The organism is Butyrivibrio sp. NATIVEDY162, from assembly GCF_045999815.1.
GTDB lineage: Bacteria > Bacillota > Clostridia > Lachnospirales > Lachnospiraceae > Butyrivibrio.
In genome coordinates, this window is sequence record NZ_CP172573.1 from 1259851 (window position 1) to 1274507 (window position 14657).

Annotated in this window: 9 protein-coding genes; 3 read left to right on the top strand and 6 right to left on the bottom strand. The window is 39.5% G+C overall.

Translation table 11 applies throughout. The features are described from left to right. Positions 1-3: 3 nt before the first annotated feature. Both ACHCNF_RS05140 and ACHCNF_RS05145 read right to left on the bottom strand, forming a co-directional pair. A complete protein-coding gene (locus ACHCNF_RS05140; protein WP_408071715.1) occupies positions 4-2148 on the bottom strand; it encodes an HD domain-containing phosphohydrolase in 2145 nt (714 codons plus the stop codon). 259 nt (positions 2149-2407) lie between these two features. Then, positions 2408-3535, bottom strand: coding sequence for an aldo/keto reductase (locus tag ACHCNF_RS05145; protein ID WP_408071716.1), 1128 nt, complete (start codon positions 3533-3535; stop codon positions 2408-2410). Positions 3536-3888: 353 nt separating this feature from the next. On the opposite strand from ACHCNF_RS05145, the gene ACHCNF_RS05150 reads away from it, so the two are divergent. Further along, entirely contained in the window at positions 3889-4560 is a 672-nt protein-coding gene (locus ACHCNF_RS05150; protein ID WP_408071717.1) for a hypothetical protein, read from the top strand. 587 nt (positions 4561-5147) lie between these two features. Here ACHCNF_RS05150 and ACHCNF_RS05155 read toward each other — a convergent pair. Further along, entirely contained in the window at positions 5148-6536 is a 1389-nt protein-coding gene (locus ACHCNF_RS05155) for an MATE family efflux transporter (protein ID WP_408071718.1), read from the bottom strand. A gap of 364 nt (positions 6537-6900) precedes the next feature. Here ACHCNF_RS05155 and ACHCNF_RS05160 point away from each other — a divergent pair, with 364 nt between their 5' ends. After that, a complete protein-coding gene (locus tag ACHCNF_RS05160) occupies positions 6901-7758 on the top strand; it encodes a LysR family transcriptional regulator (RefSeq protein WP_408071719.1) in 858 nt (285 codons plus the stop codon). Between the two features lie 203 nt (positions 7759-7961). On the opposite strand, the gene ACHCNF_RS05165 is transcribed toward ACHCNF_RS05160, so the two are convergent. The 3 genes from ACHCNF_RS05165 to ACHCNF_RS05175 form a co-directional block, all read right to left on the bottom strand. Next, the gene (locus ACHCNF_RS05165) at positions 7962-9806 is read right to left on the bottom strand and encodes a sensor domain-containing diguanylate cyclase (RefSeq protein WP_408071720.1); all 1845 of its coding nucleotides are present in this window, start codon (positions 9804-9806) and stop codon (positions 7962-7964) included. 120 nt (positions 9807-9926) lie between these two features. Then, the gene (locus ACHCNF_RS05170) at positions 9927-10877 is read right to left on the bottom strand and encodes a permease (RefSeq protein ID WP_408071721.1); all 951 of its coding nucleotides are present in this window, start codon (positions 10875-10877) and stop codon (positions 9927-9929) included. 1476 nt (positions 10878-12353) lie between these two features. Next, complete coding sequence (locus ACHCNF_RS05175) at positions 12354-13805, bottom strand: hypothetical protein (protein ID WP_408071722.1); 1452 nt, start codon at positions 13803-13805, stop codon at positions 12354-12356. 403 nt (positions 13806-14208) lie between these two features. On the opposite strand from ACHCNF_RS05175, the gene ACHCNF_RS05180 reads away from it, so the two are divergent. Beyond that, positions 14209-14583: a hypothetical protein gene (locus tag ACHCNF_RS05180; protein WP_408071723.1), complete on the top strand. Its 375-nt coding sequence runs from the start codon at positions 14209-14211 to the stop codon at positions 14581-14583. Positions 14584-14657: the final 74 nt, after the last annotated feature.

The window sequence follows — 14657 nt, forward strand, 5'->3', positions numbered from 1 at the left end:
ACCCTACTGATTGTACTTGTGAAGGATAACCATAACCTCAGGCATAGAATCCAAAAAAACCTCAACACACTTTGGATCAAACTGCGATCCCGCACCATCCTTAAGAATGTCTACAGCTTCTTCAAGCGGAAGGGCCGGCTTATATACGCGCTTGGAAGTAAGTGCATCAAATACGTCGGCAACCGCCATTATCCTGGCTGACAAGGGAATTGCCTCACCGTGTAACCCCTCAGGATATCCCTTTCCGTCCCATCTCTCGTGATGGTATCCTGCCATGTTTCTGGCTTCCTTTAGATAGCTTCCACCCTTAACTGTATTAATTGCTTTTTCTATGATCTCTTTTCCGGCTGTGGTGTGAGTTTTCATTATCTCAAACTCTTCCGCTGTCAGTTTGCCGTTCTTATTTAAAATCTTGTCTGATATATTTATCTTTCCCACATCGTGAAGAGGTGCAGACCTTACTACATCAGAAATAAATTTTGGTGTTATCTTTTCAGGATAATAGCCCTTTTTCTTAAGTCCCTCTACAATTATGCTGACATATGCCGCTGTTTTCTGGACATGTGCGCCTGTATCGGAATCACGGCTCTCGACCATGTCTGCCATTGTCAGGATCAGTCCGTCCTGCATTTTCATGGTGGACTCGGTGAGGCGTCTGATATTGCGCATCTGCTCAGCCTGATTCAGAGTCATATCGCACAGAGTTTGGTAAAGCTTTTCAATCTCATCACCTGTTCGGATATTAAGAGAACGGATTATCTTGACATTCTCATCAAGTACCGACTGATCATCGCCTCGCTCTGCAAACTGATCCATGCACTTGGTCATACTGGCTATGGGATAGGTTGTATAAATGCTGGTAAGCCAGAGTTCGTAAGCTATAAGCATTATGAGAAGTCCTGCCATTATGAGAAGCACCCTGATGACGAAATTGGTTATATATGCTCTTATATAATCCAGCGAAATATCACAATTAACGTAGCAGACAGTATCACCTATGTCATTTCTGACGGGATAAGCTATACTCATAACCCTCTTGCCATCCTGAGGATATTCTATAGGCTCAATCTCCTCTCCCGCCATAAGTGCCGATATATAGGGTTTAAAATAATCAAGGTACGGCAATAATTCCCCGGGCTCCACCCGGCGATTCTCATTTTTTTTATAGGGATTAAAAACCATATAAAAGCCGTCTTCCTCTATTTTGGTCACATATAAATAATCAACATCCGGAGCATTATCCCTTACCTGCATAAGGAATTCCTCCACCATAGTGTACCCCGGCGCATCATATCCTTTCTCTATGTACTCATCTATCATATCCGGGTTTATCATATCTGCTGCAAATATTGCAGCATCATATGCATTGTCAATGCTTGACTGCTTAGAGCTGTTGTAATATAGCGTCAAACCTATCCAGGACATGGCAACTACTATAGTAACTGACGTTACAAGAAGTGAATAGGTCTCTCTGGAACGAACCGAACGTTTGATATCTGATCTTTTACTATCAGTTCTGCTTTTTTCAAGGGCATCATAACTATCAAGTTCATCCCAGTTCTGTTTGAAGGTAATTGTCCTTAATCTGTGAATGGCCTTATTGGGAATAATTCTGACTATGAGAATCGCCCCTGCAGCCGTTATAGCCTTATCTACAATATTAACAGTAATATTAAATATCAGTTCCAGAAGTAAATACGGTATTCCGGTGGTCTCGGAAATGCTTATGGCCTGTCTTCCAATTACTGTGCTGTCAAGGTCGCCAAGCAAAAGATGTATGATCGTACTTAACACTCCGGTCAAAGTCGCCAGTATAAATACATACCTCACTATTAAGGTTATCTTTTTTAAAGAATACCGCCTTGCAAACCAATAAGTAACAACTGCAATAAGTGCATTTATTGCTGAATAGTAAATTGTTTCGGTATTAAAGAACATGCTGAAAAAATTGGTAAAAACTGCGGTCATTATCCCAAAATAAGGTCCCGCCACCAATGTCACAAGAATAGTTCCAACAGTATCAAGAAAAAACGGCATACGAGTCTTATACATGGCAAAATACAACAGTATATTTGCCATGATAGACAATACTACGAATGCTGCGAGCTGTATTCTTTTTCTGATCTCATCATTAATGTGAATGCGCATGTCTGTATCCTAAAAGCCAAAATGCCACCGATTTTATACATAATTTTACTATTAAATCATACAATATTTGGGGAACTTATTTAATAAAAAAGCAATTAAATATTGAAAAATAATGATTTAATTTTTTCATTATTCAGCTAATGGCAATAGAAAAGAGTAAGTATTTTGCAGATAAAAAGCCCCGGAAGTTGCAACAAACGCAGCTTCCGGGGCAAGACATTCACTTAAATATGACTTCTTGAAGTCATATCCTACGAAGTTACTCGAGTTCAGCAGCAACTTCCTTAAGAAGTGAGCGGATTTCAAGATGCTGAGGACAAGCTCGTTCACAGCCACCGCAGCCGATACACTCACTTGCTTTACCCTTACCATCTGAAGTAAGAACATTTTCATAATACATCTTCTGATTCCAGTCATTGAATATTTTTCTGGTATTCATGCATGAGAAAATCTCAGGAATCATGATATTCTTCGGGCAATGATTCTGCTCTACGCAGTAGTGACAGGATGTGCAGGGAATAGTATTAAGTCCCTTGTAGATGCCTGTAACCTTGGCAATAGCGCCCATCTCAGCTTCATCAAGAGGCTTAAAGTCCTTCATGAAGGAAACGTTATCCTTCATCTGGGCCATATCGCTCATTCCGGAGAGAACAATTCTGATACCCTCCTGACTGGCCGCAAATCTGATAGCATAGCTTGCATTTGATAAGCCGCTTCCTGTCTCATCGAATACCTTCTGTGCCTCCTCAGGAAGCTTTACAAGGTTTCCGCCCTTTACAGGCTCCATTACTATTACGGGCTTTCCATGTTTTCTGCACACTTCAAGACACTTGCGGCTCTGAACTCCCGGATCCTCATAATCCAGATAGTTGAACTGAATCTGTACTATCTCTACTTCAGGGTAAATTGTGAGAATCTTATCAAGAACCTCTGCACTGTCATGGAAGGACAGTCCCACATGTTTTATCTTGCCTTCCTTTTTAAGTTCAAATGCTGTCTCATATGCTCTGCACTTCTTGAAATGCTCAAAGTTCTTGGCATTTTGTGCATGCATAAGATAAAAGTCAAAGTACTCAACTCCGCAGGCATCAAGCTGACTCTGGAAGAAAGGTCTTATGTCCTCTTCCTTGTTAAAATAGGGTTCTGTCAGTTTATCTGTAAGCAAGAACTTATCTCTTGAATATCTGTCGGAAACTGCGACCTTTATAGCCTTCTCAGACTTACCATCTATATATCCATGAGCTGTATCAAAGTAATTGAAACCATTTTCAATAAAGTAGTCTGCCATATCCTTGAACTGCTCAATATCCACCTCAGTCCCCTTCATAGGCAGTCTCATACATCCAAAGCCAAAGAATGTCTTAATCTGCGGAAACGAATTATCCATATCCTACCTCCAATATGCGTTACTTTTACAGGCCAAGAAAAATAGCCTGTTTATAATAAAAAAAATATGCCAACTATTATTGTAGCATATAGATTGTGTGCAATACATATGGCATGTTGAATGATTGTAATCTTTATTTATTGTGAATTATGTCAGAAAGTTTTACTGCTCGCACCTTACGGTGATCACAGCAATTGGAATATGAAATATAATGCAGGCCATTTGGGCTATGCAATTAAATATTGACGTAATAAAATATAACTATGTTTATAAATAAGAATACTCATTATTTATCCAATTCTTTATTCCTGGCATCCGGAATAAATATTATCTCAAACTTCATACTGGTTATAATGAGAAAAATCATCCGCGCAGGTAATTCCGCCTATCCCGATATGGTTAATACAAAAATCCTGGTAGGGCAGGTGGTCATATCCTTTTTCACGGTTCTTTTTATGATGCTCGTTTTTGCTTATAACTGGATCAAACTCAACCGTGCAATGTCATTGATAGAAGAATCGGATAAGCTTAGCATGGCTCTGTTGCAACAGGAGGTTATGGGCCAAAACATCCCTGCCCTGTCAGGTGAATCCATATTCGAGCTGCTGGAGTTATGGGGCGTAATACTTGTGGGCGTAAGAGCTATATATGAGATAAGTTCTCTTGTCTACAGGCAGTTCATCTTGCAGCTGACAACAGTAAGCTTTCTTAGTCCTACACTTAACCATAAATTTACAGAGATATATAACACGACTCATGGCTTTAAATATATAAGTATGCTCACAGCTCTTCTCCTGGGCGCCTTTATCACCGGAATATTCCTGCATGACAGAAAGCTGAAAGCTGCGGCACTTATACTAATATCACTTTTCATGCTCTCAATTGTCCTTATCGGAATGCAGACCATAACCATCGGAAGCTACAGCATCGGTATCGTGTGGTCATCTCTTATATTCCATTTGACAGAGACCCTGGGCCTTGTAAGTCTTGGCATATATCTCAGAAAAAAATATATTGGTCTGTAAAACTTCCCACTTCCCACATACCCCTGCGAGCCCCATTTCATCTGCGCTCGGCTTACCATTAAAACAGTGAGAGTTTGTATAGACATATGCCGCCCTGCAGAACTCGCTCTATGCCGGGAACCATTCGTTTCTCCGTTGCGGCGATTGTATGTGAGCGCTTGTTTTCTAATACCGGCAATGCCACTTTTGGGCATGCGCAGAAAACTGTTTGCAGCAGGACGCTTCTATCTATATAAAGGCGTGGTCATACGGTGCGAAGCACCTACAACAAAAAAAGCAAGTATCCTCGAGCTAGCTCGGGAATACTTGCTTTTTTGTTGTGGTAGCTCGCTTTGCGAGCAATGACCACGCCCATAACAACATAATTTGCGTCCTGCAAGTTTTTTTCGAAGCATGCATATAAAAAAGTGGCGCCGGTATTTTAGAAAACAAAGCGAGCATAACGAGCAAGCAACGGAGGAACGATGGATTCCAAGGCATAGATCTCAAACATGCTTTGGGCGGCATATATACAAACTCCCACTGTTTTAATAGCCTCGCAAGCAGATGAAATGGGGCTCGCAGGGGTTGTGGATGTGGAAAGTTTTTCAGATAGCTTCAGATTCAAGGTTGGCGCTCTGCTCATTTTTCATCATGGAGGTGACGCAGAATATCATGGTTATGAAGCATGCAAGTCCTCCTACCACGTTGCTTATCGGCTCTGCAGCAAATACCCCATCCGTTCCCATATTAAATACATAGGGCAGTAAATAGGTCAGAGGAACCACTATCATAGCCTTCCTGAAAAGTGAGAAAAAGATAGCGTGCTTTTTTCGTCCAAGAGATTTGAAGGTGACCTGACCTGCGTGCTGAAAGGTCATGAATATAAATGTTGAAAAGTACAGATTAAACGCAGGTATGGCATCTTCAAGAATAGTCGTATCACTGCTGAATATTCCTATTATCATTGCAGGGAAGAATCTTATAACCAGCCATACCATAACTGTATATCCAAAGCTCAATGCGAACATTATCATAATGGCATGCTTGATCCTGCCAAATCTTCGAGCTCCATAGTTATAGCTGATGATCGGAGAAGCGCCTTCAGAAATGGCAAGTATCGGCGTTTCCATCATCTGACGGGCAGAGTTGACTATGGTCATTATGGAAACATATATATCTCCTCCCACGTCCGCAAGTACATTATTACAGGATATCTGAACAGCAGCATTGGTGAACTGCATGATAAAGGCAGCTGTTCCAAGTGCTATGATATTTCGGGCTCTTCTTCCGCAATGCCTGATCTCATCCTTGTTAAGCAGATGGACTCTGTACTCACACTTATTCCCAAACAAAAACTTAAGTGCATATATAGCCGATAATGCCTGGGACAAAACTGTAGCTATGGCTGCGCCTTCTATTCCTAGATTTAATACAAATATGAATACCGGATCTAAGACAAAATTTGCTACAGCTCCTACAACTATAGTTGTCATACCTACAAGTGAAAATCCCTGGGCTGTTATAAATGGGTTCATTCCCGTGGCTATCATTGAAAAAATCGTTCCAAGAAGATAAATTCTAAGATAAGGAAGGGCATAAATCATCGCTGAATCAGAAGTTCCAAACAGTGATAATATAGGCTTTCCGAAAATCTCACAAAATACCGTAAGTATAATACCTGTCGATACCAGAAGAAAGAAAGCGGTGTTCTGAATTCCCTTCGCTTCGCGGTCATCACCCTTTCCTCTTGCAATTGAAAACAGCGGTGCGCCGCCGCTTCCGTACATATTGGTAAAAGCTGTGATCAGAATAACAAGAGGAAAACACAAGCCCACTGCCCCAAGAGCAACCGTTCCTATTACAGGGATTCTGGCTATATATATTCTGTCCACTATGTTGTAGAGCAGGTTAAGAATCTGTGCTACAAGCATGGGAACTGCAGTTGCCAGTATATTTTTTAATGTGCTGCCATTTTTAAAGTCAATCTGTTTCATTGTGTTACTCCATAATAATTCTTTGTTCAAAAAGCGCTTATTCTTATAAAGCCTTAATTTGTTACTGTTCACACCTTACGGTGCTCACAGCAACTGGATTTGCCCATTCCAGTTGCCTTCGGCAAAGGGGCAAATCCTATATTCAAGACGTAGAACATTCTCACGCTCAGCGCAGCAAGTGCGCAGAGCTGTCTGAACAGTAACCTTAATTTCAACGTCGTTTATGCTATATATATCTTTGCTTTTAAAGCTGTTTATGCATTATATATCCTTGATTTCAATACTCCTACTAGCTTATACTTATCCCAGGTATATGTAAAATATAAAAAATATTGATTTATTATATTTTTTATATATAGGAGCGATGATGGATTTAAAGCAGATGGAATATTTTAAGACAATTGTAGACGCCGGCAGCATCAACCGTGCCGCCGGAATTTTGCACATGAGTCAGCCGCCTCTGTCCATGTCCATGAGAAAACTCGAGGAGGAACTTGGAGTTGTACTATTAACCAGAGGATCAAGACAGATAACCCTGACTGAAGCCGGAGCCATTTTTTATCAGCATGCCACAAGAATCCTAAAGCTGACAGATGCTGCAGTAACAGATGTAATAAAAGCCGGTCAGCACAGGTCGCTGTCCCTGGGCCTTACGCCATCTACGATTCCTGTAGTATCGGATACTCTTGCCATGTTTTCAGACCGTCATCCCGACGTGCGTTTTCAAATATATGATGGTTCTACCTTTGAGCTTCAGCAGCTTTTGGATACCAATGTCATCGATGCTGCTTTTCTAAGGACACCAATCACAGAGAAAAATTTTGAAGAAATACCAATAAGAAAAGAGCCCATGGTAGCAGCGCTTCCAAAAGCTCTTATCAAAAGTAAAAATAATTTCAAATCTGATAAAGCAGTATCACTCGAAGTACTATCAGAGTACCCTCTGTCAATTTACAGAAGATACCACACACTTCTCACTGAAGCTTTCCAGAAAAAGAATCTCGAGCCGAACTTTTTCAGCATATGCGATGATACCAGAACCGCCCTTCTATGGGCCAAGAATAACAAGGCTGTTGCCATTTTTCCCAAATCACTTGAAAAGGAATGTGGCAAAGGCTTAATAGTATGCCCCATCGATGAGGACTACCTGCAAACCACCATCCTCTTTGTCCATAAAAAGGAATGTTCTGATCTGATAGAATCACTGAAGTCTTTGCTATAAAAAAGAATGTCGCTCGCGACATTCTCGCGCCGAGCGCGGTTGCAGCATGCAACATATTCCTTTCGCGCGAGTGCGCATCCTCACGGAGTGTTTTTTATAGCATAGGAAAGCAATTTCCTATGCTATAAAAAACTGCTAATTAACTTCTGAAGAAATTAGGTCCGTTCTGTATTAGTACTTTATTAGTTTTGTATTAGTTTTAACTACTTATCCACCAGCCTGAATGTAACATATGAGCCCTCTTTTCGTTTGCTCTCATAGGCCCCTTCATCTGCCCTTGAATAAAGTGCTTCGAAGGAATCATTATTGTTAGCCGGATAGAAGCTTGCTCCGACGCTGATACTTATTATTCTGTCCCCAAGCTCAGGTATATCTATGTTATCAATTTTGCCAAAGAATCTGCTCAATATCTGCCTTCCGGTCTCAGGTTCTGTTACTCCCTCTGAAAAAGCTGCAAATTCATCACCGCCAAGTCTGAAAACCACATCTGTATCCCTGAATGATTCTCTAAGGCAATTTGCAATCTCAATAATTACTTTGTCTCCTGTCTTATGGCCAAAGTTGTCATTTATGGCTTTGAAGTTATCTGCATCCATAACGCAGAACATTCCCTTTCTGCCTTCTGCCATCATCTTTTTTATCTCAGCTTCGCCGCTTCCCCTGTTTCTGATACCCGTCATACTGTCTGTCTCTGAGATTTTCTTAAGCTTTTCCTGTCGCTTTCTGTCTTCATCAATCGATTCAAATGCAAAGAGGACCTGAGAAAGGTTGTCCTTTTCATCACGCTCAACGGCAATAAATCTGATGCGCATCCAGCGTCCTTTGTAATCCAAAAATTCCTGCGATATAGAATTGACTCCTCTCATTCTGCTATCAAGCGTCTCGGGATCCATAAAGCGTACCACCAGTTCCTTTGACTGATCTGATGCCATCTCCATCGCCATCGCCTCGGCATTCTGTTTAAAATTCTTGGGCATATGATTAGCCAGTAAAGTATCTTCATCCTCATTAGCTCTGATCATATGCAGGGTATCTTTTTTCAGATCTATTTTCAATACTGTCGCATAGATGTCAGCGATTGCTTCAACCTCATTGTTCAGCTCCACTGTATGTCTGTGCTTTAAGTTGAGGTATCCAAAGAGAATGATCAGCGCTACTGTCACCAATAGCAGAAGTGAACCGGAAATAAGATAAATTGATCTTAGCGGGAAAAAGGTTGCCTGTTTATCGAGAACAACCACCGTTTTCCATATACCATTGATATCTTCAATAAAAGTAATATCGGACAGACCATGCCCATTTAAATCTATAAAATCGCCATCTGCCTGCTCAAGTGCCGCATACAACTTTTCATCAAGTTCTTCACCATCATCACTTAAATGTTTGCCTATATAGGATTTGTCCGAATGAGCAATGACGTAGCCATCATTGTCAATTACAAAGGCTTCTTTAATAACAGGATCCGCAGCCATTTCATCTATCATTCTAAGGACTCCGTCTATGAAAATATCCATGGAGACCACACTCTCCTTATCGTCAAGGAGCTGACTTACGGACATCATATATGTAAAGGTCTGGAGATTTACATAGGGCTTTATTGCCACAATTTCCCCATCACCTTTAACTGCACCAATATACCAGGGACGGCTCAAAGGATCGTAGTCCTCCGGTGGAATCCATCCGCTTCCATCCAGGTATGTTCCCTTATAATAGCCATAAACTCCGGTGGTATTATCTCTAATGACAGCCGCATAAATCTCAGTTTCATGAATCAGATAAGCACCTACTTCTTCCGTTGTAGTGCCGCTTTTAGTCATGGCATTGATTCTTGCAGCAGAAAAAGACACAGCATCCATAGGCATCATAAGATAGGTGCTAAATTCCTGAGCCATTTCTCTGGTCTTATTGCGCCAACTGCCTATGATGTTCTGTTTTGACACATCATAAAGTGCGTAAAATATGCTGATTATTATTCCGGCTGACAGTACAAGCACTGCAATATAAATTGCAAACCTGACGTAGCTGAATCCGTATTTACGCCTCTTCATAAGTAATTTCCCATAAAAGCACACAGTTACTTATAATTATTTTACTTATTACCAAAAACAAGTGCCATTAAAACCATATTAATAAAAAATAAAAACACAATTATACCCTCACGAAGCAAATCAAGCCATATGGTAAATAAACGCACAAATAGCATAAGCAATGATAGTGATTATCATGTAAATTGAATTTGTGTTTGAAACATAGGAGCATCCTTCAGGATTCCTGATATATGTCTGCATTGAAAAGGTTGTAGGAACACTCATATAAATCACTTCAGCCATTATAAATTCAAGGTCACCTTTATATAACCTGAAAATCACAAAGATAACCACAGCAATGGCACAGCTCTGAATCAGAAGACGCCAGATAACAGGCTTAATTACCTCTTTTATTTTTTCCGGATGGAAATCTATATCATATCCTACTGCCAATAGTATCATTGCATTTAGAGGTGCTACAATGATATGTTCACAGCCCAGATAGATAGAACTAACAGGCTGAGCAAGGAACCATTTCATGATACCGGTTATGCCACAGGTTACGCCCAACACAGCTCCTATAAATGTAGGAGTATGCAGCGCAGACATAATCAGCGCCTTAGGAGATATACTTTCTCCTTTCTCCTGCTGTTGCAACATCCCCATCCATATGGAAAATCCAAATAGTAATCCGGAAATATCAAGAAGCGCGATTTTAGAGAGGGCATCCGTGCCGCAAAGATTGGAATAAAGCGGATATGCCAGCATACCGCCCTCATACAGACTCATGAGAAACGGAATATACCCGGCGCGGTCGGCCCTGAACAAAGGCCTTATCAGGAATCCGCATGCAAATGTAAGAAGTTCCACAATAAAAAGGACAACTACCAATATCGCTGTTTTGCCCGTATAATCTGCTGTGGCAAGTGCATGAAAAACAGCCACCGTCAGCATGATCCTGGAAACAAGGAACTTAATATCATCTATCCCCTTGCGTGAAATCCACTGAGTTTTCCTCAAAAACACACCAACATATATCATTACTATTACAGGCAATATAGCAGATAATACCTTGATTATTGAATTCGACATAGAAAACTCCCGGTACTCTTTTTAAGAGTGTAAGACAAATCTGTTTGTTATGAGTAGTTTCATTGAATTTCATTATAGCACCAGCCTTGTATATATCTGGCATCTTTATATAAATTTAATGTAATCTTAATTAAATGGTTGCAAACAAAATTATTCAATTCCTAATGTCTTTTACGATATAAATGCCTGTAACCGGCAAAAGTCTACAGAGATTCTTGAACGCTTTTTCCGATTTGAGTTCAAGAAGTCATGACATCTTGAATCAAAGATTCAAGATGCCTGCAAATAGGCCATTCCAATGCGACTTCGTCGCGGGCCTATTTGCCTCCTGAATCATGTTCTCACGAAACCCGCAGCTAGTGCGGGTTTCTGAAATATCATTCAAGAACTCATGGCTTCTTGAATCAAAGATTCAAGATGCCTGCAAATAGGCCATTCCAATGCGACTTCGTCGCGGGCCTATTTGCCTCCTGAATCATGTTCTCACGAAACCCGCAGCTAGTGCGGGTTTCTGAAATATCATTCAAGAACTCATGGCTTCTTGAATCAAAGATTCAAGATGCCTGCAAATAGGCCATTCCAATGCGACTTCGTCGCGGGCCTATTTGCCTCCTGAATCATGTTCTCACGAAACCCGCAGCTAGTGCGGGTTTCTGAAATATCATTCAAGAACTCATGGCTTCTTGAATCAAAGATTCAAGATGCCTGCAAATAGGCCATTCCAATGCGACTTCGTCGCGGGCCTATTTGCCTCCTGAATCATGTTCTCACGAAACCCGCAGCTAGTGCGGGTTTCTGAAATATCATTCAAGAACTCATACTTTTCTATCATTTTTGCATAATTGGATTACTTCTACTCGATATTTAGAGTATCTTATAAGACGCAGTTCATCTAATTATTTAAAATCCGCATTATTAGATGAATCAAAATATTAGTATCAATTGATTTTTGCAGAAAATATCCCTGAATTGTCATACTAAATTAGCAGATATACAATTATGGATGAATCAATGACGTAATTCCGTTAATTTTTGCAAAAATAATTCATCCCAAAATGCCATTCCATGAAATAAGGACTAAAAAGAATAGCCTGATCAGAAAAGATAAGCCCCTGCATAAAAGCATGCCCTTCGAAAAATAATAAGCCCTCTCATAAAAAAGCAAAGCCCCTTCGGAAAAGGTAAGCCCCTGCATAAAAGCAATGCCCTTCGAAAAATAATAAGCCCTCTCATAAAAAAAGCAAAGCACCTTCAGAAAAGATAAGCACCTTCATAAAAAGCAATGCACCTTCGGAAAAGATAAGCCCCTACATAAAAGCAAAGTCCCTGTTAAGAGTTAAGCCCCCATAAAGAAACCCCGGAGCAGACGGCTCCGGGGTGATATCACATCAAGCATACGAGATAGTTTTGTCACAAACATATCATATCTTATAACAGAATTATTATATGAGTATACTTGATATAAGAGTTAACTAATTATTTCTTAGAATTCTTTGCTGTTGTGTAAAGAGTTTTAGTCGTAACACGATAAGACTTATTTTCCTTATCATAGTATGTAACACGAATTACTGTAGGTGCAAGATTACTTTGTGATGTACCTGTTGAGTTAAAATAAACAAGTTCATCATTAGCATTCTTAACATACTTCTTATAAGAAATACTGCTCTTACCAGTAGATGATACGCCAACTGTTGAAAGCTTGAGGGTCTTTCCTGACTTAAACTTCTTGTAAGTAAATGCTTCTCCGTTTTTCTCAGATATACCATAAATTGTATCAAGGAAGTCACCATCGCCATTAAGGTCTACAGGATGATAAGTGCTCTTACCGGATGCAGTTCTAGTTTCAAAATCATCATCAATATTTTCATATGTTCCATCGTCATCATTTACTACTCCATTGAAGCTCTTTTTGGAAAGCTTACCTATTTCGATCTTAACAATCTTAATGCCATTATTTGCCTTTATAACGAGTTTACCCTTCTTCTTATCTGTAAAGTTATTATCGCTTCCACCTACTTCTCGGCCATCATTTATATAATTGCTATCGCCATAGTTCTTCATAATAAGAGACTTACCACCATATGAAAATGTTTTGAATACATCATCATCAGATTGAACTACAACTGTTATAGAAGCTGTACCAGTCTTTGTTCCGTTCTTATTGTACACATCAAAAGAAAGCTTTGCCTTTCCCGGCTTCTTAGCTGTAAGTTTAATTCCAACACTCGCACTTGAAGCATTTGAATTTTTATACTCATTAGATGAAGTATCCGGATCACCTTCCTTATCCTTTGGAATAATCACCTTTGTTCCAAGGGATGTATAATAGAAGTAATTACCATCGTTATCTTTTTCTAACATGTAATAGGAAACGTTTTCATTTGTCTCCATTTTACTTGTATTTTTCTTATCAAGAGCCGCTGTAACAACCTTTTTCTTTGAAGATTTTACCTTCTTAATAGCAGTATCACCATTGATCAATGAAACTCTAAGCAGCGTTACTTCACCCTTTTTAATATTAATTGTTTTATCAAATTGGACTTCACTGGCATACTTATCTACAACTTCTTCCTCTTTAGATGCTGTTTTGCCGGTGATTTCATTTTTATAGATTTTCTGGATGATAACCCAAACATCCTTTCCACCCTTTACCCAGTTTTTAACGGAATATCCATCATCTTCTTTATATCCTGCATCTGCAAATGCTTTTTCTGCTTCTGCTTTAGTTGCATATTCTGCAATTTTCTTATTATCTACACTAACAAGATCATCATCATAGTATGTGCTTGTTCTCACATTACCTAATCCAACTTCATATTCCGCATCATAATTCTTCTCATTAGCAGCTGATACTGTTGAAGGAGTCAGGAACGTTACAGACAGTGCCAATGCAAGCGCAGTAGCACCAATTCTAGAGAATTTCATCATATAGATTACCTCCACTCATAGAAAAAATTATTGCACGGTATATCGTACCGTGAATTCGTGACAGCTATGATTCTAGCACCGCGATATTTTTATTGTCAATACAGTAGCCATGCGGTTTCTAAGCAGTTTATAAAGTTTATAGAATGTTTATAATTTCGTTTATTATGCAAATGCAGCAAAGACAAAGGTTTGCTATCATTTTAACCCCAATCATAATCCAAAGTCCTATTGCATTATTTTATACTTTTTATATTTATATAAGGAATTACCCAATATGTCAGCCTTTTTCATAGAAATATAAACTTACTATAAATAAATATTGAATAAAATCAGAAACAGTAGTTTTTTTATTTACACAGCGTATAATATGATTTATAAACCACAAAACATGGGAGAATATCTTATGATAAAGGATAGACGATTTTATAACAGGTTTGAGCTTTCAGATACTGCGGTTGTGCTGTTTGCGCCTAATGGCGAGGAAATAAGCGGTAAGATCACAGATATAAGTGAAGAGAGCATCGGGATAGATATCCCTATTAGTGATAAAGACAAATTTGAAGTGCATGGGACATTCATGTTCCAGTTTGCAGATAATTACAATCAGGGCAGTCAGTCAAAGACCAAGGTAGTTACCGCTCTTGCCATAATCATAAGGCACGAAGTCAAAGACAGCGTCTGCCATCTCGGTTGCATTGTTAGGGATGAGGCTTTCCGCTCCTATGCCACAAAAAGAAAGTTCTCTGCCTACTACAATAATGTGGCCAAGACCTTATAAAAAAAGTGCCCTAAATCCTTCATAATGATATCTATGAAACACAATACACTACAGGAATTGTTCATAGACCATTA

Coding starts and splice junctions, on each gene's coding strand:
- ACHCNF_RS05155 (WP_408071718.1), bottom strand. CDS start 6,536: ATGAAACAGATTGACTTTAAAAATGGCAGCACATTAAAAAATATACTG.
- ACHCNF_RS05180 (WP_408071723.1), top strand. CDS start 14,209: ATGATAAAGGATAGACGATTTTATAACAGGTTTGAGCTTTCAGATACT.
- ACHCNF_RS05175 (WP_408071722.1), bottom strand. CDS start 13,805: ATGATGAAATTCTCTAGAATTGGTGCTACTGCGCTTGCATTGGCACTG.
- ACHCNF_RS05150 (WP_408071717.1), top strand. CDS start 3,889: ATGAGAAAAATCATCCGCGCAGGTAATTCCGCCTATCCCGATATGGTT.
- ACHCNF_RS05170 (WP_408071721.1), bottom strand. CDS start 10,877: ATGTCGAATTCAATAATCAAGGTATTATCTGCTATATTGCCTGTAATA.
- ACHCNF_RS05145 (WP_408071716.1), bottom strand. CDS start 3,535: ATGGATAATTCGTTTCCGCAGATTAAGACATTCTTTGGCTTTGGATGT.
- ACHCNF_RS05160 (WP_408071719.1), top strand. CDS start 6,901: ATGATGGATTTAAAGCAGATGGAATATTTTAAGACAATTGTAGACGCC.
- ACHCNF_RS05165 (WP_408071720.1), bottom strand. CDS start 9,806: ATGAAGAGGCGTAAATACGGATTCAGCTACGTCAGGTTTGCAATTTAT.
- ACHCNF_RS05140 (WP_408071715.1), bottom strand. CDS start 2,148: ATGCGCATTCACATTAATGATGAGATCAGAAAAAGAATACAGCTCGCA.